The sequence below is a fragment of the Marinobacter sp. es.048 genome (assembly GCF_900188435.1).
Lineage (GTDB): Bacteria > Pseudomonadota > Gammaproteobacteria > Pseudomonadales > Oleiphilaceae > Marinobacter.
Window position 1 is genome coordinate 1,429,391 of sequence record NZ_FYFA01000001.1, and the last position, 21,607, is coordinate 1,450,997.

Annotated in this window: 24 protein-coding genes; 18 read left to right on the forward strand and 6 right to left on the reverse strand. The window is 56.4% G+C overall.

The genetic code is table 11. The annotated features are described in order from the left end of the window. Positions 1–9 precede the first annotated feature (9 nt). The 14 genes from urtB (at position 10) to CFT65_RS06605 (ending at position 14,241) form a co-directional block, all read left to right on the forward strand. Entirely contained in the window at positions 10–1,608 is a 1,599-nt protein-coding gene (urtB, locus tag CFT65_RS06540; RefSeq protein ID WP_088827167.1) for an urea ABC transporter permease subunit UrtB, read from the forward strand. A gap of 191 nt (positions 1,609–1,799) precedes the next feature. Further along, positions 1,800–2,924 carry an urea ABC transporter permease subunit UrtC gene (gene urtC, locus CFT65_RS06545; RefSeq protein ID WP_088827168.1) on the forward strand — a complete coding sequence of 375 codons (1,125 nt, stop codon included), beginning with the start codon at positions 1,800–1,802 and terminating at the stop codon, positions 2,922–2,924. Further along, positions 2,921–3,745, forward strand: coding sequence for an urea ABC transporter ATP-binding protein UrtD (urtD, locus tag CFT65_RS06550; protein ID WP_088827169.1), 825 nt, complete (start codon positions 2,921–2,923; stop codon positions 3,743–3,745). The genes urtC and urtD overlap by 4 nt, the downstream gene beginning before the upstream one ends. After that, positions 3,745–4,443, forward strand: coding sequence for an urea ABC transporter ATP-binding subunit UrtE (gene urtE, locus CFT65_RS06555; protein ID WP_088827170.1), 699 nt, complete (start codon positions 3,745–3,747; stop codon positions 4,441–4,443). Before urtD ends, urtE begins: the two co-directional genes overlap by 1 nt. Next, complete coding sequence (locus CFT65_RS06560; RefSeq protein WP_088827171.1) at positions 4,440–5,336, forward strand: urease accessory protein UreD; 897 nt, start codon at positions 4,440–4,442, stop codon at positions 5,334–5,336. The genes urtE and CFT65_RS06560 overlap by 4 nt, the downstream gene beginning before the upstream one ends. Positions 5,337–5,377: 41 nt before the next feature. Continuing rightward, the gene (ureA, locus tag CFT65_RS06565) at positions 5,378–5,680 is read left to right on the forward strand and encodes an urease subunit gamma (RefSeq protein ID WP_088827172.1); all 303 of its coding nucleotides are present in this window, start codon (positions 5,378–5,380) and stop codon (positions 5,678–5,680) included. Between the two features lie 12 nt (positions 5,681–5,692). Beyond that, positions 5,693–6,010 carry an urease subunit beta gene (locus CFT65_RS06570; protein ID WP_008175206.1) on the forward strand — a complete coding sequence of 106 codons (318 nt, stop codon included), beginning with the start codon at positions 5,693–5,695 and terminating at the stop codon, positions 6,008–6,010. Then, positions 6,007–7,710 carry an urease subunit alpha gene (gene ureC, locus CFT65_RS06575; protein WP_062781291.1) on the forward strand — a complete coding sequence of 568 codons (1,704 nt, stop codon included), beginning with the start codon at positions 6,007–6,009 and terminating at the stop codon, positions 7,708–7,710. The genes CFT65_RS06570 and ureC overlap by 4 nt, the downstream gene beginning before the upstream one ends. Positions 7,711–7,757: 47 nt before the next feature. Then, a complete protein-coding gene (ureE, locus tag CFT65_RS06580) occupies positions 7,758–8,300 on the forward strand; it encodes an urease accessory protein UreE (protein WP_088827173.1) in 543 nt (180 codons plus the stop codon). Beyond that, a complete protein-coding gene (locus CFT65_RS06585; protein WP_088827174.1) occupies positions 8,272–8,985 on the forward strand; it encodes an urease accessory protein UreF in 714 nt (237 codons plus the stop codon). Before ureE ends, CFT65_RS06585 begins: the two co-directional genes overlap by 29 nt. A 22-nt stretch (positions 8,986–9,007) precedes the next feature. Next, positions 9,008–9,646 (forward strand): urease accessory protein UreG, encoded by a 639-nt coding sequence (gene ureG / locus CFT65_RS06590; RefSeq protein WP_088827175.1) that lies wholly within the window; start codon positions 9,008–9,010, stop codon positions 9,644–9,646. 43 nt (positions 9,647–9,689) lie between these two features. After that, positions 9,690–10,265 carry a HupE/UreJ family protein gene (locus CFT65_RS06595; RefSeq protein ID WP_088827176.1) on the forward strand — a complete coding sequence of 192 codons (576 nt, stop codon included), beginning with the start codon at positions 9,690–9,692 and terminating at the stop codon, positions 10,263–10,265. Positions 10,266–11,410: 1,145 nt separating this feature from the next. Beyond that, positions 11,411–13,012, forward strand: a complete 1,602-nt coding sequence (locus CFT65_RS06600) for a GmrSD restriction endonuclease domain-containing protein (RefSeq protein ID WP_088827177.1) — start codon at positions 11,411–11,413, stop codon at positions 13,010–13,012. Between the two features lie 92 nt (positions 13,013–13,104). Next, positions 13,105–14,241: a YaaC family protein gene (locus CFT65_RS06605; RefSeq protein WP_172408428.1), complete on the forward strand. Its 1,137-nt coding sequence runs from the start codon at positions 13,105–13,107 to the stop codon at positions 14,239–14,241. A 115-nt stretch (positions 14,242–14,356) separates the two neighbouring features. Here CFT65_RS06605 and CFT65_RS06610 read toward each other — a convergent pair whose 3' ends face one another. Next, positions 14,357–15,103 (reverse strand): NYN domain-containing protein, encoded by a 747-nt coding sequence (locus tag CFT65_RS06610; protein WP_088827179.1) that lies wholly within the window; start codon positions 15,101–15,103, stop codon positions 14,357–14,359. 106 nt (positions 15,104–15,209) lie between these two features. Beyond that, a complete protein-coding gene (locus tag CFT65_RS06615) occupies positions 15,210–15,641 on the reverse strand; it encodes a tautomerase family protein (RefSeq protein WP_088827180.1) in 432 nt (143 codons plus the stop codon). Positions 15,642–15,883: 242 nt separating this feature from the next. Between CFT65_RS06615 and CFT65_RS06620 the strand changes: the two genes are divergently transcribed. The 4 genes from CFT65_RS06620 to CFT65_RS06635 are packed head-to-tail and all read left to right on the forward strand — an operon-like array spanning position 15,884 to position 18,126. Next, on the forward strand, positions 15,884–16,774 hold the full coding sequence (locus tag CFT65_RS06620) for an alpha/beta fold hydrolase (RefSeq protein ID WP_088827181.1): 891 nt from the start codon (positions 15,884–15,886) through the stop codon (positions 16,772–16,774). Between the two features lie 49 nt (positions 16,775–16,823). Then, complete coding sequence (locus CFT65_RS06625) at positions 16,824–17,492, forward strand: hypothetical protein (RefSeq protein WP_088827182.1); 669 nt, start codon at positions 16,824–16,826, stop codon at positions 17,490–17,492. 28 nt (positions 17,493–17,520) lie between these two features. Beyond that, a complete protein-coding gene (locus CFT65_RS06630; RefSeq protein ID WP_228705789.1) occupies positions 17,521–17,658 on the forward strand; it encodes a DUF4174 domain-containing protein in 138 nt (45 codons plus the stop codon). Positions 17,659–17,670: 12 nt separating this feature from the next. Next, positions 17,671–18,126 carry a metallophosphoesterase family protein gene (locus CFT65_RS06635; protein WP_088827183.1) on the forward strand — a complete coding sequence of 152 codons (456 nt, stop codon included), beginning with the start codon at positions 17,671–17,673 and terminating at the stop codon, positions 18,124–18,126. A 15-nt stretch (positions 18,127–18,141) separates the two neighbouring features. Here CFT65_RS06635 and CFT65_RS06640 read toward each other — a convergent pair whose 3' ends face one another. From CFT65_RS06640 to CFT65_RS06655, 4 genes are all read right to left on the reverse strand, one after another. Then, positions 18,142–18,684, reverse strand: a complete 543-nt coding sequence (locus CFT65_RS06640) for a nucleoside 2-deoxyribosyltransferase (RefSeq protein WP_088828174.1) — start codon at positions 18,682–18,684, stop codon at positions 18,142–18,144. A 149-nt stretch (positions 18,685–18,833) separates the two neighbouring features. Next, a complete protein-coding gene (locus CFT65_RS06645) occupies positions 18,834–20,162 on the reverse strand; it encodes a DUF445 family protein (protein ID WP_088827184.1) in 1,329 nt (442 codons plus the stop codon). A gap of 112 nt (positions 20,163–20,274) precedes the next feature. Further along, positions 20,275–21,075: a class I SAM-dependent methyltransferase gene (locus tag CFT65_RS06650; protein WP_088827185.1), complete on the reverse strand. Its 801-nt coding sequence runs from the start codon at positions 21,073–21,075 to the stop codon at positions 20,275–20,277. A gap of 138 nt (positions 21,076–21,213) precedes the next feature. Further along, positions 21,214–21,537 (reverse strand): thioredoxin family protein, encoded by a 324-nt coding sequence (locus tag CFT65_RS06655; protein WP_088827186.1) that lies wholly within the window; start codon positions 21,535–21,537, stop codon positions 21,214–21,216. Positions 21,538–21,607 lie beyond the last annotated feature (70 nt).

Here is a 21,607-nt window from a genome sequence, read left to right on the forward strand (position 1 = left end):
GACACTCTCATGAGCATCTGCCGATCGCTCACATTGCTGCTTATCGCCCTGATTTCCCTGCTATCGCTGCCCGTAACGGCGCAGGAAGACGATCCTGGCAAGGCTCTGCTGATCAACCTGGCAGAGGCGCCGGCCAGTAACGTGGAAGAGGCGATTAACGCCATCGTCAGCAGTGGTGATGAAAGAGCCAGGGGCTGGCTTGAAGCTTACGGAAGCAACCGCCTGAGCCGGATAAAAGACACCGGGCAGGTGGTACTGGTACTGAATAACCGGGGCAGGGACTGGGAAATCGCCGATCCGCTGACCGGAGAGAACATGGGTGAAATGTCCCGCCGGGAGCTGGACAGAGTCGCCATCAACAACCGCATTCGGGGCCAGCTTGAAGGCATTCTCGCCATGCTGGACCTGAACGCTAAAGACCCGGAAGTGCGTGAAGCCTCCGCACAGGACATGATGGGCAAAGTAGATGCCTCGCTAGTGGAGCCGCTGGAAGCTCAGCTGGCGAAGGAAGAAGACGCCGGCGTACGCAACCGCATTGAAGAAGCCATTGCCATTTACCGGGTAGGTGAGGGCAACCTGGAGGCCGTGGACGTGCTTGCCGGCAGCCTGCACCCCCGCGCCCGCGCCGCTCTGAACGAAGCCGTTCGCGGCGATAACGAGGCATTGGCCACCAGGGCCACCGAAGCCCTCGAAAGCATTGAACAGAAACTTCAACTGAACCGCGCCGCCGAGACCCTCTATTTCGGCCTTTCCCTCGGTTCGGTCCTGGTACTCGCTGCCATTGGTCTGGCCATCACCTTTGGCGTGATGGGCGTGATCAACATGGCCCACGGCGAACTGATCATGCTCGGTGCCTACACCACCTGGGGCATGCAGCAACTCTTCCCCGGCCAACCCGGGCTGGCGCTGATTCTCTCAATTCCCGCCGGCTTTATGGTGGCCGCCACCGCCGGCATCATCATCGAGCGCAGCGTAATCCAGTACCTCAAGGGCCGCCCGCTGGAAACCCTGCTGGCCACCTTTGGTATCAGCCTGATCCTGCAACAGCTGGTGCGCACCGTGATCTCGCCGCAGAACCGTACCGTGGTGACGCCGGAGTGGATGAGTGGCTCCCTGGTGATCAACGACGCGCTCTCGCTGACCCTGAACCGCCTCTACGTTCTGGCCTTCGCATTGATTGTCTTCGCCGGGCTGATGCTGATCATGCGCAAGACCCGCCTGGGTCTGGAAGTGCGTGCCGTTACCCAGAACCGTGCCATGGCACGCTCCATGGGCATCCGCGCCACCCGGGTGGACATCATGACCTTTGCCCTGGGCTCCGGCGTGGCCGGGCTTGCCGGGGTAGCGCTTTCCCAGCTCACCAACGTGGGCCCGAACCTGGGCCAGAACTACATCATCGATTCGTTCATGGTGGTGGTGTTCGGCGGCGTCGGTAACCTCTGGGGCACCCTCATTGCCGGGCTTTCGCTGGGCACCATCAACCAGCTGCTCGAACCCTGGGCCGGTGCCGTACTCGCCAAGATCATCGTGCTGGTGTTCATCATCCTGTTCATCCAGAAACGGCCGAAGGGGCTCTTCCCCCAGAAAGGCCGGGCAGCGGAGGGATAGGGTGTCCCGTCTAGCCAATTCTTTAATCCACTGCGTGGCGCAAGCGCCGCGCCCTTCGGGAGCCTCTGAACGCCTTTATAGCGGCGTTGCAGCGCCTCGATTTGGAACCACCAAACCTTCGCCACTGCGCCTAGCTCTAAAGGCGCTCAGAGGCTCAGTGAATTAAATAATTAGCCAGAAGGGACACCAATATGTGGCTAACTAGACCCTTGCAGGAACGTTCAACCCAGACCTTTCTCGGCGTGCTGTTCTTGGCCGTGGTGCTGGTGACCTTCCTTCACCTGTTCATGCCCCAGGATAGCGCCCTGCATGTGAGTGCCTTTACCGTCACTCTGCTGGGCAAATACCTGTGCTATGCCCTGCTGGCGGTGGCGGTGGACCTGGTGTGGGGTTACCTCGGTATCCTCAGCCTGGGCCATGGCGCCTTCTTTGCCCTCGGCGGCTACGCCATGGGCATGTACCTGATGCGCCAGATTGGTGATCGCGGCGTGTATGGCGACCCGATACTGCCGGACTTCATGGTGTTCCTGAACTGGCAGGAGCTGCCCTGGTTCTGGCACGGGTTCGACATGGCCTGGTTTGCCTTCATCATGGTGCTGCTGGCCCCGGGTCTGCTGGCCCTGGTGTTCGGCTTCCTGGCCTTCCGCTCACGGGTGACCGGGGTGTACCTCTCCATCATTACCCAGGCGCTGACCTTCGCGCTGATGCTGGCTTTCTTCCGTAACGAGATGGGCTTTGGCGGCAACAACGGCCTCACCGACTTCAAAGACATCCTTGGTTTTAACCTGCGCACAGACGCCACTCGCCTCGGGCTGTTCATTGCCACCGGTATCGCCCTGGCCATTGGCTACGTGATCTGCCGCGGCATTGTCACCAGCAAACTGGGCCGGGTGAGCGTGGCCTGCCGGGATGCCGAGGCCCGTACCCGCTTCCTGGGCTATCGGGTGGAGCGGGTGCAGCTGTTCGTGTTCGTGGTCTCCGCCATGCTGGCGGGTGTGGCCGGGGCGCTGTATGTGCCTCAAGTAGGCATCATCAACCCCAGCGAATTCTCGCCGCTGTTCTCTATCGAGATCGTGGTGTGGGTGGCGCTGGGTGGCCGGGCAACCCTCTACGGCGCGGTGATCGGGGCCATCCTGGTGAACTACGCCAAAACCGTGTTCACCGGCATCATGCCGGACGCCTGGCTGTTCGCCCTCGGTGGCCTGTTTGTGCTGGTAACCGTGTTCCTGCCCAAGGGTATTGCCGGGCTGCTGCAGAAGCGCCGGAAAGCCAGAGAAGATGACGACACCCCCACCGCGCAGGAGGCGACTGTATGAGCTTGTTTCAGGAGCTGACCGACCGCGAGCATGTGTTCGAGTTTCTGACCCAGGTGCAGTCGCCGGTGGACGTGCGCCACGGGCCCATCCTGTACCTGGAAGACGTAAACGTGAGCTTTGATGGCTTCAAGGCCATCAACAACCTCAACCTCACCATCGATGACGGCGAGCTGCGCTGCATCATCGGCCCCAACGGCGCGGGTAAAACCACCATGATGGACATCATCACCGGTAAAACCCGGCCGGACACCGGCTCGGTGTGGTTTGGCAGCCGCCACAACCTGCTCACCATGAACGAGCCGGACATCGCCTCCCTGGGCATCGGCCGCAAGTTCCAGAAACCCACGGTATTCGAAGCGCTCACCGTGTTCGAAAACCTGGAACTGGCCATGGCGGCAGACAAACGGGTATTTCCCACACTCACCGCCGTGATGAAAGCCGAATACCGGGACCGCATCGACGAAGTGCTGGAAATGATCGGCCTGGAATCCCTGCGTGACCGGCTCGCCGGCATCCTCTCCCACGGCCAGAAACAGTGGCTGGAAATCGGCATGCTGCTGATGCAGAAACCCCGGCTGCTGCTGGTGGACGAGCCGGTAGCGGGCATGACCGAACAGGAAATGGAACGCACCGCCGAACTGCTCACCAGCCTCGCCGGCAAACAGTCGGTCGTGGTGGTGGAACACGACATGGGCTTCGTGCGCTCCATCGCCCGCAAGGTGACCGTGCTGCACCAGGGCAGTGTGCTGGCGGAAGGCTCCATGGACCAGGTCTCCAACGATCCGGAAGTGATCAAGGTGTATCTCGGGGAGGAGGCGTAATGCTGAAGATTGAAAAGCTCAACCAGTTCTACGGCGAAAGCCACACCCTCTGGGATCTGGACCTGGACGTGCCCCAGGGCCAGTGCACCTGCGTGATGGGCCGCAACGGCGTGGGCAAGACCACCCTGATGAAATGCATCATGGGTGAGGAAACCACCAAGAACGGCAGTATTGAATTTGCCGGTGACGTGGAACTCACCAAGAAGAAGGTCGAGGACCGCTCCCGCCTCGGCATTGGCTACGTGCCCCAGGGTCGGCAGATCTTCCCGCTGCTGACCGTGGAAGAAAACCTGCGCACCGGCCTGGCCGTGCGCAAGGACGGCAGCAAGAAAATCCCCGAGCGGGTGTACGAGCTGTTCCCGGTGCTGAAAGAAATGCGCCATCGCCGCGGCGGTGATCTTTCCGGCGGCCAGCAGCAGCAACTGGCCATCGGTCGCGCCCTGGTGATCGAGCCGCGCCTGCTGATCCTTGACGAACCGGGCGAGGGCATTCAGCCCAACATCGTGGCCCAGATCGGCGAGGTAATCCGCAAGCTCATCGAAGAAGACGGCCTGACCGTGTTGCTGGTGGAGCAGAAGCTTCCGTTCGCCCGCAAATACGCCGACCGCTTTGCCATCCTCGACCGCGGTCGCCGCGTGGCGGAAGACGAGATAGCCGGCCTCACCGATGAACTCATCAAGAAGCACCTGACGGTATGACGGTTTTTGAACGCATCGAACCCGCCCACGACTCCGGCCATCGGTTCGACGCCGGGCGGCACTGGGCCGCGTCCATTGCCCTGGGCTTCGACGCCCGGCCGGATGGCAGCAACACCGCCACCCGGATGACCCATGTTCGCCACAAAGGCCCTTTGCGGGTGCAACGTCCCTTCTATCCGGAAGGCCGCCATGGCTGCTGCCACGTGTACCTGCTGCATCCACCGGGCGGATTGGTGAGTGGCGATGCCCTCAGTATCGAGGCTCGGATAGGTAAAGACTCACACACCCTGCTGACCACGCCAGCGGCGGCCAAGCTCTACAAGGCCGACAGCCATGGCGTGGCCTGGGCCCAGCACACCCGGCTGAAGGTGGAACAGGGCGGCATTCTCGAATACCTGCCCCAGGAAACCCTGGCGTTTGATGGTTCCCGGGGCGAACAGAGCACCACCATCGAACTGGAAGCCGGCGCCCGATGCATTGGCTGGGAAATCCTCGCCCTCGGCCGCCCGGCCAGCAAACTGCCGTTCATCTCCGGCCACCTGGAACAGAAATTCCGCCTGCTGATGGACGGCCGCCCCCTTTGGCTGGAACGCCAGCTGATGGATCCGAACCACGCCCGGTTCAAAGGCCACTGGGGCCAGGGCGGCGCTACCGTGCAGGCCACCCTCTGGGTGGTCGGCCTGGAGGATGAAGCCGGCGCCATTGAAGAACTCAGAGAGAACCTGCCGGAGAGCAAACGCTGGGCGGTGACGCGCCGCAGGGGTGTGGTGCTGCTGCGTTATCTGGGGCAGGAACGAAACGAAGCCTGGGCGGTGTGCCAGCAAGCCTGGGAACTCATCCGGCCAAGACTCACCGGCCAGCCTGCCAGCGTTCCCCGAATCTGGCTGACCTGAATAACAAGCAGAATGCGACGCGATCAACGGAGCAAACAACGATGGAATTAACGCCAAGAGACAAAGACAAGCTGCTGCTGTTCACCGCAGCCCTGCTGGCCGAGCGCCGTAAAGCGAAGGGCCTGAAGCTCAACTACCCGGAAGCGGTGGCCCTGATCAGCGCCGAAATCATGGAAGGCGCCCGTGAAGGCCGCACCGTGGCCGAGCTGATGACCGCCGGCACCGAAGTCCTCACCCGCGAAGACGTGATGGACGGAATCGCCGAAATGGTCGACGAAGTGCAGGTGGAAGCCACCTTCCCCGATGGCACCAAGCTCGTCACTGTCCATAACCCGATTGTCTAAGGAGCAGACGACATGATCCCCGGTGAATACCAGCTCAAAGACGGCGACATCGAACTCTGCGAAGGCCGCGAGCGCATCCAGATAGACGTGGCCAATACCGGCGACCGCCCGATCCAGATCGGCTCTCACTACCACTTTGCCGAAGCCAACCCGGCGCTGGATTTCGACCGCGCCAAAGCCCGTGGCTACCGCCTGGATGTAGCCGCCGGCACGGCCATCCGCTTCGAACCCGGCCAGAGCCGCGAAGTGACACTGATCCCGTTCGCGGGTGGCCGTGAAATCTACGGTTTCCGCCAGGAAGTCATGGGCAAACTGGAGGGCCAGAAATGAAAATCACCAGACAAGCTTACGCCGACATGTACGGCCCAACCACCGGCGACCGGGTGCGGCTCGGCGACACCGATCTGTGGATTGAAGTGGAAAGCGATGCCGCCCACTACGGCGACGAAGTAAAATTCGGCGGCGGCAAGGTTATCCGCGACGGCATGGGCCAGAGCCAGCGTGCCGATGCGGCGGTGATGGACACCGTGATCACCAACGCCCTGATTCTCGACTGGTGGGGCATCGTCAAAGCCGACGTGGGCATCCAGAAAGGCCGCATCGCCGCCATCGGCAAGGCCGGCAACCCGGACACCCAGCCAGACGTGACCATCGTGATCGGCCCCGGCACCGAAATCATCGCCGGAGAGGGCAAGATCCTCACCGCCGGCGGCATTGACGCCCACATCCATTTCATCTGCCCCCAGCAGGTGGAAGAAGCGCTGATGAGCGGCATTACCACCATGCTCGGCGGCGGCACCGGCCCGGCTACGGGCACCAACGCCACCACCTGCACGCCGGGCCCCTGGCACATTGGCAAGATGCTCCAGGCGGTGGATTCCCTGCCCATGAACATCGGCTTCCTGGGCAAGGGCAACGCCTCCCTGCCGGAATCCCTGGAACTGCAGATCCAGGCCGGCGCCATTGGCCTGAAGCTGCATGAAGACTGGGGCACCACCCCGGCCAGCATCGACAACTGCCTCACCGTGGCGGATAAATACGACGTGCAGGTGGCGATCCACACCGACACCCTGAACGAATCCGGCTTTGTGGAAGACACCCTGGCCGCGTTCAAGGGGCGCTGCATCCATACCTACCACACCGAAGGCGCCGGCGGCGGCCACGCACCGGACATCATCACCGCCTGTTCCAAGGATTACGTGCTGCCGTCGTCCACCAACCCGACACGGCCCTACACCGTGAACACCATCGACGAACACCTGGACATGCTGATGGTGTGCCACCACCTGGACCCGAACATCCCGGAAGACGTTGCCTTCGCCGACTCCCGCATCCGCCGCGAGACCATCGCCGCCGAGGACATCCTGCAGGACATGGGCGTGATCTCCATGATCGCCTCTGACTCCCAGGCCATGGGCCGGGTGGGCGAAGTGGTGTGCCGCACCTGGCAGACCGCCCACAAGATGAAACAGCAGCGCGGCCTGCTGCCGGAGGACGAAGACCTGGGCGCCGACAACCTGCGCGCCAAACGCTACATCGCCAAGTACACCATCAACCCGGCCATCACCCACGGCATTGCCCATGAAGTGGGTTCCGTGGAAGTGGGTAAGCTGGCGGACCTGGTGCTCTGGAACCCGGCGTTCTTCGGCGTGAAGCCCGCCACCATTCTCAAGGGCGGCATGATTGCAGCCGCCCCAATGGGCGACCCCAACGCCTCGATTCCCACGCCCCAGCCGGTGCATTACCGCCCGATGTTCGGCGCCTTCGGCAAGGCGGCCAGTGCCACCCGCCTGAGCTTTGTGAGCCAGGCCGCGATTGATGCCGGTATCGGCAAAGAGCTTGGCCTGGATAGCCCATTATCCGCCTGCAAGGGCGTGCGTGACGTGCGCAAGGGCGACATGAAACTGAACGACGCGTGCCCGCACATCACCGTGGACCCGCAAACTTACGAAGTGCATGCCGATGGCGAATTGCTCACCTGTGAGCCCGCCACCGAGCTGCCCCTGGCCCAGCGCTACCATCTCTTTTAGTCAATACAGCTCAAGGCTGTTCTGAGCCGGGATAAGAGGACATTTTTATGTTGGAACTGATTGAACGCATCGGTGACGTGAAATCCACCGGCATCGATACCAGCGAGATTCTGGACAACCTGATCCTGCCATACGAGCTGCGTATCCGTGGCCGGCTGCGCGCCACCACCGAAACCAACGTGGACGTAGGCCTGTTCCTGGATCGAGGCCCAGTCCTTCGGGACGGCGACCTGCTGCAGGCCAAAACCGGCGAGATCGTACGCATACGCGCCGCCGAAGAGCAGGTCGTGACGGCGCGCATCAAGTCCGGCCAGCCGCTGGCCCGCCTGTGCTATCACCTGGGCAACCGCCACGTGACACTGGCCATCGGTGAAGACGAGCAGGGCAGCTTCGTGCGCTTCCCACCGGATCACGTACTGGAAGAGCTGGCCGAGCGCCTCGGCGCCACCGTGGTGCACCACACCGCCCCGTTTGATCCCGAGCCCGGCGCCTACTCCCAGGCTGGCCATTCTCATGGGCACGGACACGGCCATTCACACGATCACGACCACGGGCACAGCCATGGCCACAGTCACAAACACACCCACTGAGGCCGCCACCCCGCAGGTGGACGACCTGGCATTGCTGGGCCTGATGCAACTGGTCAGCCCCGCATTGCCCATCGGCGCCTTCGCCTGGTCCCAGGGCCTGGAGAGCGCCTTTGAACTGGGCTGGGTAAACAACGAAGCCGAACTGGCCCATTGGATTGAAGGCGTTCTGGAAGACGGCCTCAGCCGCTGCGAACTGCCCCTGCTGGTGCGTTTGCAGACCGCCTGGGCCGAAGGCGATGCCATTACGCTGGCCAAGTGGAACGACTGGCTGCACGCCACCCGGGAAACCGCCGAACTGAGCGATGAAGACACCCGCCTCGGCGGCGCCCTCGTCACTCTTTTGCGCAACCTGGAGCTGCTGCCCGAGCCACACCTGATTCCGGAAGAGCCCGGCTACATCACCATGTTCGCCTGGGCCGCCCACAAACGTTTTGTGCCCGTTCGCCAGACGCTGCTCGGCTTTGCCTGGGCCTGGCTGGAGAACCAGCTCGCCGTGGCCTGCAAGGCATTGCCCCTGGGGCACACCGCCGCACAGCGCATTATCGAACGGCTGCGACCACAGCTGGCGGTGGCGGTGGACACGGCCCTGGAACGAAACGATCACGAACTCGGGCCCATCCTGCCGGGATTGGCGCTCGGAAGTGCCCTGCATGAAACACAGTATTCACGGCTTTTCAGAAGCTGAATAACAATTGAGGAGATCTGCCATGACACATTGTCTGAGAGTTGGAGTGGGTGGCCCGGTTGGTTCCGGCAAAACCGCCCTGTTGCGCCAGTTGTGCAAAGCCCTGCGGGACCACTACGACATCGCCGTGGTGACCAACGACATCTACACCCGGGAAGACGCCGACTTCCTCCTGCGCCACGAAGCCCTGGCCGCAGACCGCATCCTCGGCGTGGAAACCGGCGGCTGCCCGCACACCGCCATCCGTGAGGACGCCTCCATGAACCTGGCGGCCATCGACGACCTGCAAAACCGCCACCCGAACCTGGAACTGGTACTGGTGGAATCCGGCGGCGACAACCTTTCCGCCACCTTCAGCCCGGAACTGAGCGACCTCACCCTGTACGTGATCGACGTTTCCGCCGGCGACAAGATCCCCCGCAAAGGCGGCCCCGGCATCACCAAATCCGATATGCTGATCATCAACAAGATCGACATCGCCGAACAGGTGCACGCCTCCCTGGACGTGATGGAGCGGGACAGCAAAAAAATGCGCGGCGAACGGCCCTTTGTGTTCACCAACCTGTACGACGGGGTAGGGCTGGAGACGATCATCAGCTTCATTCTGGAGCGGGGCATGTTGCCGGAACGCCGCCCTGAAAAACTGGCGGAAACCGCCTGAGCCAACCGACTTCGAACGACTTGAGAACCATCAGGAGAAAACCATGAAACTCACAGCCAACCTCCTCACCGTTGCCGCCCTGCTGACTGCCTCCGCCACTGCCATGGCCCACTCCGGCCACGCCGAAGGCGGCTTCACCAGCGGCCTGCTGCACCCCATGCTGGGCCTGGACCACCTGCTGGCCATGGCCGCCATCGGCTTCTGGAGTGTGCGCCAGAGCAAGCACATGAAAAACGCCACCCCGGCCTTCGTGATCGGCGGCATGATTCTCGGCGCCACCCTCGCCTGGGGCGGCCTGAGTCTGCCGGGCGTGGAAACAGGGATTACCTTCTCCGTACTGGTCGCCGGTATCCTGATTGTCACTCTTGCAAAACTGCCGACGGCTGTGGGTGGCACTCTGGTTGGCGCGTTTATGCTGTTTCACGGTTTTGCACATGGGGCGGAAATGCCTGCAGGTGCGACACTCGCCGCTTACCTGGCCGGTTTCTCAATCGCTACGCTTGCGATCACTCTGGTTGGCCGTGGGCTGGGTAGCTTGATGCTGAAAGCTGATAGCCGATTCAGTCGTGGTATTGGTGGTTTACTGGCGCTTGTAGGAGCGTTTATGGCGGCTGCCTGATCCCTGTTTGGAAACTAGCAAAAGATAGCGAGAAAGTCGCTTGGGAAACCGGGCGGCTTTTTTTAATCAAATTTAAAACAATTGTTTCTCGGGCTTCGCAATCCCCTGAAAAGGAGGCTCCAGTATCACCAAATCCAACCTGCGGATCATCAGAAAGGTCGACATCGCCGACCGGGGGCATGCCTCTCTGGACGTGATGGAGCGGAAGGCGTTGGTGGAGCTTGGCCTGATCAGGTTGCTGAAAATGCGTGAAGACATCGAATTCTGGGATTCAAATGAGCTGCGGAGAAAAAAACTATCAAACTGATAAACCAACAGAATCTGACTGACGGCCGGCTCCCGATCTCAGTCGCAGCTTTTGGCAACGCTAGACATGAAGCGCTGAGTGATGGCGTGCAAATGAAATGCTTTCTGACGGCTGGCGCGGCTGCCGCCGTGGCCCCTTATGCCGTAATGCGGCACAAGCGGGACGGGCAAGACTAGCGCTCACATTGGCGGGTCCCCAAATTGCTCGGTAATGGGCAGGCCTACTCGAAAGTATCGGGAAAACAAAAAGCTGCGTGGTAATGCCAGGCAGCTTTTTTGTGGCTTAAGATTTATATATTTTTGTAAAGGGAGCATACAGGATGCGGAGGGATGGTCTACCTTAGGTAGCTAAACACTACGGAAGCACCAATTGTTAAGGATGACGGGCGATGGATCCTTCAGTACTGATTGAGCCTCTTTTGCCATTCTGGTACCTCATACCCTTGGCGCTACTTTTAGCTATCCTGAGTTCCCAGTGGTTCAAACGCACGTGCTAAAGCAGGTTAAGGATTCGAAGTTTCAAAAGATAATTGTAGTCATTGAGGCTGACCGGTTTGTCGGCAATGCTTCAGCGCACGCACGGAGGAAATTATTCGAAAGTAAGAAGGGCGACATGTCGAGGGAATGTCGGTGACTCATGATTTCAAAACGGAGGCTTCGGAATTAGTGACGCTCCAAAGGAATCTGCATTTCGCATAGCTAGTGGTGGTTCAACATGAGAGCTTCTGTTTAGGAGTATCGATATTAGAGCTTTATTTATAGCATGTCTTGTCAAAGTAAAGAATTTTAAAAATATTTTTTATTTTTAAGTATCGCGGAAATTAAAATCAAGGATTAGCATGACTGGAAACATAGCTAGCAGGTTGGAGACTGGAACTCCTTTTCTTAAAGATCTTATCGCCGATATTAACTCGGGGCAAATTAAGGTGCCTCAGTTTCAAAGGCAATTTGTGTGGAAGGAAGAGCAAGCTTTAAAGTTGCTTGATTCAATATCAAGCAATTATCCGGTCGGAAGTTTGCTATTGTGGAGAACGAAAAATTCGCTAGCCGTCGAGCGAAATATCGGATCTTTTAAGCTCCCGGAAACTGATGATATGTCACCTACGGACTATGTGCTTGACGGGCAGCAAAGGCTAACGGTTATATACTCTGCTTTAGGAGCAGCTGAAGGAAAAGATGGGTTTGATGCGGTATACGATTTAAATGAGCAGAGTTTTTTGGAAGCGCCGGGCGAATTCAATCAGACGCAATTCCCGTTACGGATAATATACAATACTACCAAGCTCCTGAATTTTCGATCCGGTTTGGTAAGCTATCCGAATGCAGAGGAGCTTCAGAGGCGGCTTGATGGGCTGATCGATGTAATAACAAATTACAGAATACCAGTTGTTACATTGAAAGAGCTTACAGTTGAAGAGGTTTGCCCGATATTTGAAAGAATAAATAGTTCGGGTACTAGGTTGTCCACATACGATTTAATGGTTGCTGCGACTTGGACTGAAAATTTTGATCTAAATGACGAAGCTCAAAAAATAGCCGCATCTCTGAAGCCAAAGGGTTTTGATGACATAGATGGTAATACAGTTCTCAAATGCTTGTCGGCGATAAAGCATAAGGGTATAAAAAAAGAGCAAGTTCTATCTCTGAGAAATCTGTCTAAAGAGGAGATGGATGATTTAGTTGAGATTGCTAAATCAGCTTTGCTGAAGACTGTGGATTTACTAAAAACTGATTTTAAAATATATAGTTGGGACTTTTTGCCTTACGAAGCAATAGCGATTATTCTTTCATATATTTATTCGAAACGAAAATCGTTAAGTCTTGAAGATGTTCGTAGAGTGCGACAGTGGTTCTGGTTGAGCTCCTTTTCTGAGAGATATAGAGGAGCTTCTGAATCTTTTGTGTCTCAAGATCTAGAAGCAATAGACGCATTTGTAGTGAATGGAGAAGAACCGAGAAAATCTTTTGGGAGCATTCCTTCTACAAGCAGCTTCAAGAATCTGAGCTTTAGGAGTAACAACTCTAGATCAAGAGCATTGATTATTGTTTTAGCTCTTAAATCCCCTAAAAACATAACCAATGGAGCTATAATTGATCCTGAGATTGCCCTTTCTAATTACAATAAAAAGCAATTTCACCATATTTACCCCCGAGCACACTTGAAACGAATAAAGGCGCCAGGCGAGCACAATAGCTTAGCGAACTTTTGTATGTTAGCCGCATCAGAAAATAATTCGGTCAGTGATGATCATCCAAATGAATACCTCCCAAAGCTTGCGAGAGAGCTTGGAGAAAATGCCGAGGCAGTTTTTGAATCGAATTTCCTTCCATCGCCAAGCACCACGGATTATTCCAGTTTAAATTATGAGGAATTCCTGGAAGCGAGATCCGAGCTTCTTTTGGATGCAATTAGTAGGCTGGCAAAGGGGTTTAGCATATAACGGTCGTTTTTTTTCAGTCATATACTTGATTTCACCTCGAGAAAGCTGAAAATGCAGGCATTACATTTGTTACCAATCATGTGAGCTATGTTTTGACGAAAAGAAAGGTCGAAAAGTTAGAAAGAGAGTTAGCTGAACAAAAACAAGCCTTGAAGGCTATTCGCCGCGATTTTAGTCGTAATGATAGTCGTTCATCTGTCTGTGTTAGAGGCAAGGAGCTTACCATTCGTAAGCCTAAAGTTTCGGCTGATATTTTTAGTAGAACTGTTCTGACAGACTCTACTTGGCAATATGTTGAAATTTACCTGAAGTCAGTGGGTCAGAATGAAGCACTATTTTTTTGGCAACAAGCTCGAAACTTCTATGAGGCGACAACATCCCTTTCTCTAGTCTCTAAACCGCTGACAGCCTATTATTGTTTTTTGAACGCGACGAAAGCACTGCTAGAATCCAAGTCTTGGGGTTACGACCTGTCACATGGAGTAACAGGAAAAAGGCTTAATGGGCATATAAATATTCTCAACGAGGTCGTTAAGTTTCAGCCTCGGGGAGTGGGCGCTGCGTTAGGAGACTATCTTGGAGAAAGAACTCCTCCAGGTGGCGAAGAGTTCACCTTAAAACAGATTTTTTACAATCTTGCATACATCCATCGCGCGTTTACGCTTACCTATGGAAACATGGCAGAGCTTTTTATTCCGGTCCTTGAGCCACGTTTTGTTTTCGATAAATCTCGTAAGAAGGCGTGGCTAGAGATAAAGCTTGAAGAGGAGCACTCTTCAAAACGTACCCTCGGGAGGCTCATCGGGTATAGTCTCGATAATCTTTACGAAAACAGTAGCCAATATACGATGAGGAGGAATAAGTGCTTCGATTGGGACGCGCCGAGAGGGGTTCCTACAGAGGAAAGTTTGCAGAAGCTACATGATTATCATAGAGCTCGTCGGAAGGAGCTTAGATATATCTATAGCCCCAATTCTTTGTGGTATGTTAAGCGTAAAGATCTAAAAAACGACATCGTCGACAAAAGTACGCTTACTTTAACTTATGCGGCTATGCACCGCCTCAGCGAGCTTTCTCGATATAATCCTCAGGTTCTAGATAAGCATTTGAGCAAGGATTCTAGTTGGTTAATATCAGAGTTTATTAACAAATCAATTTATCAGTTCATCGATCAAATATCTTCTGAAATTACCGGAAACGATTTTAGAGTTACGGGATTTAGGGAATGAGCAAAACTAATGTCCTTGTGCCGACGCACTCAAGCTTAGTTCTTACCTTCAGTATTGCGAAGGGGTGAAGTCACATAGCACAAAGCACAAAGCACAAAGCACAAAGCAAACAGACCTATTTGTTGGGGCTTTTGATATAGAAAACGTTCTTATCCCGCACACTCATCTCGAAGAGCTCACTGGCCCGGACAAGATCGCTTAGCTTCTTGTACCCGTAGTTCACGGGGGAGAAAGAGCTGTTATTGGAAATGTACTGGCCAACCTTGCCGAGATGGGCCCAGCCATCGTCGTCAGCAGTCTGTTCCACCGCAGTTCGTAGAGTCCGGACCAGCACGGTGTCGCCCCTCAGTTTGTTTCGCCCCCACTTGGTTTCGACCGTTGGTTTTGGCGTGCCGCCGTTGTCGGCGTTATCGGGCTCCTCAGCTTCTTCGCGCAGGTTCTCCGTGTAGATGAACTGCGAGCAGGCGTTCACGAAGGGCATAGGTGTTTTGCGCTCGCCGAAACCAAAGACAGGTAGGCCGGCCTCGAGAATTCGCATTACCAATGGCGTAAAGTCGGAATCGCTGGTCATGAGGGCGAAGGCATTGACGTTCCCGCTGTAGAGTAAGTCCATGGCGTCAATGATCATTGAGGCATCGGTCGCGTTCTTGCCGGTGGTATAGGCGAACTGTTGAACCGGCCGGATGGCGTTGGCGTGGAGCTTTTCGATCCAGCCACCCAGTTGCGGACCGTTCCAGTTTCCGTGGGCATGGCGCACGTTCACAGCTCCGTATTTGGCGAGCTCCTGGAGTACCCCTTCGATGGATTGGTGACTGACGTTGTCACAGTCGATGAGAAGAGCGATTTTGTAGTTGCTGTTCATCGTGCTTGAGCTGTCCTTGTCTCAGATGGTGGTTCTGAATACTAGCAGTAAAGCCGGAACCGCGGAAAACCGCGACCGGAAAACCGTTTCAGATCCATTACTTCGGTTATTTGGGTAAGCTGGCCCGCTTTTCCGGAGACATTCCCTTTTTCCACTCAGCTTCCTCTCCCGGCGCTGGCAAAAACCGCCCAAACTCGATCATCTGAGCCGCAGGCATGTCCTGCAGATAGATCCAGACATCTTCATCTGAGATGCCCACGATTTGGGCAATTTCTTCGAGCATCTGGCTCATCAGGGCCTGTTTGATCTCGATGCTTCTGCCCTCCCCCACCAGGCCGTGCACATACACCTGAGGCGCTGTGTTCACTCTGCCTCCTACAAAGTGCTCGCCCTCATTGGCCGCATGAAACAACACCTGGGCAAAGAACCGGGGAGCGCCGGTTTGAGCGTTGTGGGCCGCTGTTATGGCCGCGGCGATCTGTGATTTCTGCTGCGGCGACAGAGACAGATTAGCGACCGTGACGGTGTAAGTGGGCATGGGAAGCTCCTGCCATGGGTTGTACGTTTGCACTGGATCTCGCCACTATGGGAGAAAGGCGGACTTGTTTCACTATAGCAACGCTTATCTGCCTGGCCCCGGCGATTTACGCTGCCGATCACGGTGGGGCGGTTGCAGGTGAGTGAAGGCGGTGTGGTTGGTGAGATTATTGAACTTCCGGTTAGATCTTGAAGCAATGAGCTATCCTGAGACTCTCGACCTGCAAGCATGCGAGCCAAACAATGATCAAAACGCCCCTGGAATTTCAGAGCGATGGTACAACCTGTCGCGGTGTTCTTTACACGCCGGATGCCGGCAGTAAAGGTTTACCGTGTGTCGTCATGGCCCATGGTTTTGGGCTGACTCATGCCAGCGGTCTGGCACCGTTCAAAGAAGCTTTCTGCAATGCGGGTTATGCGGTCTTTGCCTTTGACTACCGCCATTTCGGTGACAGTGACGGCCAGCCACGGCAGACGCTGAGCCCTCGGAAGGAAGTGGCGGATTGGCTGGCGGCACTGGATTTTGTGCGGCAGCTCGATCGTATCGAAGGCAGCCGCATTTGCCTGTGGGGAACGTCGTTTTCTGGCGGGCTGGTGGTTGCGGCTGCGGCAAAGGATGGAAACGTGCATTGCACCATCTCTCAATGCCCGATGATGGATGGCTTGGCGTCTTTGCTGGGGGTTGTCGGTTATGCCGGTCTCATGCAGGCGATGCGCCTGACCTGGCACGGAACGGTTGACTGGCTTCGTCGCGGGCTGGGGATGTCTCCCCGGTATATTGCTTCGGCCGGCCGCCCCGGCGAGTTGGGCATGATGACGGCTGAGGACTGCCAGGAGGGGTATGTTCCCTTGCTGGCCGATAACGCGTCGAATTACGTCGCAGCGGGTGTGAGTTATGCCATTCCTCTTTTCCGGCCCATCCGTTTGGCCAGTAAAGTCGCCTGTCCGGCACTGGTGTTAATTTGTGACCACGATACCGTCGCCCCGGCGAGTGCTGCGGCCAAAGCGGCCGGGAGAATGCCGAACGCGGAAGTGAAGCACTATCCGGTCGGCCATTTTGATGTCTATTGGGGCGAAGCTCTGGATCAGTCCATTGAAGACCAGCTGGATTTCCTGGCCCGGTTTTTACGGTGAAGGCGAAAACCGGGTCAGGCCTATTCCTTAAAAAGCGTTCGACATAACTATGCATAGCAGCAGCCTGCGAGGCAGGGATTTCAAAATCACCCAGGATGGCGAGGCCATTCCGCACGCGGACTTGTTTTCGTCGTTTCAGGATACGGATCGCCTTGGCATCCTTGTCCCTCGTCGGTTTGAGGGCATTGGTGCGATGAACCTCATCATGGCCTACGTCACGGCGTTCTATGACCGTTTTCGGGAGCGCGGGCCAGAGTTTTATGCCTACCCGGATTTCTTTACGTTTCAGCGAGAGGCCCCCTGTGCCGACTATGGCATGTTCGACATCTGGCCAAACCACAAGAATGTCCACGTTCCACACGACGCGCAGGGGACCGCCGAGGCCATTTCCGGGCGGGGCGTGAACGTTTTACTGGTTCCCGACAACGACGCGGACGCGCGCGAGGTCACGATCTCACCGGTTGAACGGGAAAGCGCCAGGCGCAATGTCCAGCACTGCTTTGCCTACTCTGAGTCCGGTACTGCGGCGTCGTTCGATCTTGTCATCGAATGCCGGAGTGAACTGCTCCGGGGTTATGCATTGCCCGTTCTCGATTCCGTGCCTGCCGACGAATCGATGCTGGAACAGCGCAGGCAATGGGAGGCGCGACTGGCCAGCGACACGTTGCGTCAAACGTTTCGTAAAATGGACTTTGATGATGCGTTGCGGAGGATCTGATTTGAACAATGGCCGAAGGTTTTTGGCAATGCTGCTGATCGGAAAAGACGGCGGCATCAAAAGCCGCGAATCCAGCCTCAACCTCGACGCCATTTTCCGCCGTATCGATGCCATGCCGATGCGCAGTCGCGAGGTGCGCACCAATCAAAGCAACACCCGCGATTAAACAGGCGTAAGCATGCAAATCGGAGTGATCGCAGACACCCACAGCAAAATGCGTCCCGAAGCCCTGGATGTATTGAAAGGCTCGGATGTGATCCTGCATGCCGGTGACGTGGGGCGGGACGAAGTTCTGGAAGCGCTGGAGGCGATCGCCCCGGTAGTTGCGATTCGTGGCAATATCGATAAGACAGGCCGCGCAGCGACCCTTCCCGACGTTCAGGACCTGGAATTTCTCGGCCACGCCTTCCACATGCTCCACGACGTCAAAACCCTCGACGTTGATCCGCAAGACCGTTACCGCGTGGTCATTGCCGGCCATTCCCACAAGCCTCGTAATGAGTGGATTGGCGATGTGCTTTACTTCAACCCAGGTGGCGCCGGACCACGACGCTTTACTCTGCCGATCACGGTGGGACGGCTGCAGGTGAGCGAAGACGGCGTGGTGGGTGAGATTATTGAACTGGCGGTTTAAAGAACCGGGACAGATTTATTTTCTGATCGCCGTCACGCAACGGCGGAACAGCTCGGCCGAAAAGTACCGGTGTTCGCCGGGCTGCTCTGCCACGAAGAGCTGGCCACCGGAACTGTAGATTCCGCCCTCGATCATCAGGTTGTCGCTCATTTCAAAGTCCTCAATGGTATGGCCCAGTTCGTCCAGGTCTGTGGCGCCTGCTCGTTCCCGGTAATATCGGCTTTCGAGGGTAAACCCGAAGGCGGGTTTACCCTGTCCGATCATATAACCCACCTCAAAGACGGTGCCCGGGTCCGCACTGATGCCGCGGAAGGGGGTCAGGTTGGCAATGATGGCCTGGCAGCTGTCCATCAGTTCCCGGTTGGCCCGGTAGATCCGATGCCCGCGCCTGAATTTCGCCTCGTTGGCGGACAGTGCCAGTTCAGTATCCAGCGGGTCTATGCCCTCCAGTCCGTATTCCTGAAGCAGGCGTTTTTTCTCGGCCACGATGGCCTGATGTTCAGCGGCGGGGAAGAATACTTCCGGGCCGGCGAGGTAGATTCGTTTTGGCTTCGTCATGGCTGCCTCATAGAGCTGATGAAACTGCAGGATAGCACCAGTATTTTCGAGGTAGCAGAAATGGTGCAGCATGGTCATGGGGAAAACCGGGACAGATTTATTTTTCCGTCTTTATCAATTCGGCCTGTGGTTTCCCATTCGAGCCGTGGCTACGTTTTTCGCTCGTTGAGTCGCCAGGCCACCCATGCTGCCAGCACCAACAGGGCAAGGGGGAGCGCAAAGGCCAGATGTACCTGCACCGTGCCCAGCATCAGGCCCAGGCACCCGCCCAGAATCTGGATGATCGTCAGATTACCACCGGTGTTGTCCAGTACCATCTTTTCCAGCTCGTCGGTGTCCAGGCGGCGGACTTGCTGCTCCACCACATTGGTCACGTTAAGGCGTTTGACGGCCAGCTCAATCGCCCGGGTAGCCCAGTCTTGCCCGCGTTCGGAGTGCAGCGCTTTCATGCCCTGTCGCTTGAGCCACTGGATGGCGGCGACGAGTGATTCCTCGATCCGCGCCCAGTTCGACTCATCACTGAGATACTGATCAGTGCGTTCGATCAGTGCCGGCAGTAGTCGTTCTCGCACGGTTGTGCCCAGTGATCCCACCCAGTTTTCCAGCCGTTGCTGGATCCGTTGCTGGGTTTCTGGGCTTTCCATTTCGCGCTGGATTTCATCAACAACGGCATCCAGCATCTTCATGAAGTCGTCGGAGACTTGTGGATCACTGACGAAACTCTCCAGCACTTGCTCTATGGCCTGCTGGTCGAAGGAGAGGATGTTCTTCAGTCCCAGTCCCAGGCTACCCACGCGCCGCCTATGGCGAAGATAGTCGTCCAGGGCTCGGTTCAGCCAGCCCGCGATAGTCGGGATTTCCTGCTGGAACCAGTGTCGCACCCGGTCAGCCAACCACTCCCGGTTGGACTGTGACTGCAGGAACTGGTCCATCGAGGTACGCAGTCGGTTCCACCACAGCTCAATGTGCTCCGGGTCTCGCGCCAGGTCCTGGAGAGCAGATTCGGCCAGATCGAGCGAATGGTTGAGCGCTTCCGGGCCACGATCACGCATCACATTCACAAGAAAACCCGTGATGCGTTTGCGTACGTCCGGGTCTTGCAGGTGTTCGTCCACCCACTCGGCCAGGTTCTCCGCGCCGCTTTCAATCAGTTTGCGTTCGCGGATATAGGCCAGAATGATGTCAGGCGACAACAGTTGTTCCTGGACGCTCTCGGCAAGGCTGCGTGCGATCCGATCCTTGTTTTTCGGAACCAGTCCCTGCCACCCGAGCACCTGCCCATGCTTGGGCTGGAACAGCATCTTGATGGCGAGAAAATTGGTGAAATACCCGACCATGCCCGCAACCGTGATGACAAAGCCGGCCCGAAACCAGATGTTGTGCCCGGAAAACCAGTAATCCAGCAGACCAAAGACCAACGCTGTGCCGAGCAGTCCACGCCGGAAATTCTGATCCCACTGGGTCAAGTCCCTGTCCATACCTGGATCCTCTATTGCCTGTTAAGCGGGCTAATAGTGAATGTAAGTTTCAGCTTCCGCGATAATACGCACTATACCGGTATCTGTAAGGGACGGCGTTTAGAGGTTTTCTCTATTTCGAACACGTATACAAAAAACGCAACAAACGCCTCTCGCTCGTTAACCTGTGAACGCCGGCCAAAAATCGCTGCACCCCCAGGAAATTTTCCTTACCTTCACAGGCGATGAGTGCGTCTTTTCGTTTTTCGCGCGCATCGTGCCAACGTTTGGACAACAGAGCACAATTCTCTGTGGTATCACGAGCTTCAAGCAGCGTGAGACCGGATTCCTGTATTAATTGCTCATTGATACCAGGGGGGCTAAAAAAATACATACCGTCTGGGCATCGATTCTCAAGCTCTTCATATGAAATCAGTCCCCCAATAACTAAAGCGTCACTAAAAACGAATTTCCCACCGGGTTTGAGCAACCTTTTTGTGTTGGAGAGAACTTCTCTCCGAAGAGGGACATGACACAGGACATCCGTGGAATAGATGGCGTCAAACGAATTATCTTCATAGGGCAATTCTTTAGACGCATCGTGTTGTTCAAATTTCACCAGGTCGGTGACCTTCTCACTATCGGCCAGAGCATTAGCTGTTTTCACGCCCGACGCATTTATCTCGAACCCTACAACCCGACAGCCTATACGCCTTGCCAGGCCGACAGCGTACCCGCCAGATCCACACCCTATGTCCAGGACCGATGAATCGGATGTCAGCTGCAGTAACTCAGGTATCTCGTGAGATTCCTCAGTCGAAACCCAACTGGTTTGCCCATAGTCCTCGCCATATGTTTCCAGCCGGATCTTGCTGTAGGTTTCCAGCGAGTAATTGCTGTACGAGCTATTGTAGAGATCGATTTTTTTGCTCATGAGTTCTTCCCTTTTGTGCTGCTGACCTTCGCTGCGCTTCGGCGATCGATCAGTTCATTCTATTTCTGAAAACCGGGACAGATTTATTTTCCAGTTTCCGTATTGTTCCTGCCAAGCCTGCAATAGTCGGCTCCGGACTTAGTGAATTTTTAGCAGTGCATCTTCGATGTCGCTGCTGTCTTGTGGGCGGACGACCCGCGTTATTTCTTCACCATCCTTCAAAAAAATCAGGGTCGGCCAGAGCTTAACGCCAAACGTCCGTCCCAATCTGCGGCCTTTGCCATCCTCAACCTTCACATTCGGAACGTCTGGGTGATTGTCCATTGCCGCCTTGATGTCCGCCTGAGCACCCTGGCAGATCCCGCACCAGTTGGTGCCGAATTCGATCACCATTGGGCCCGTGCTCTGGCCCAGCTCATCACGGCTCAGGGTTTCGGGTGTATATCGGCTGGTGTACGACATGGTGTCTCCTTGTTGGGTTATCGGCAATCTTGGAGCGCCCGCACTCGGATGCTACCGTTTAGTGTAGCGG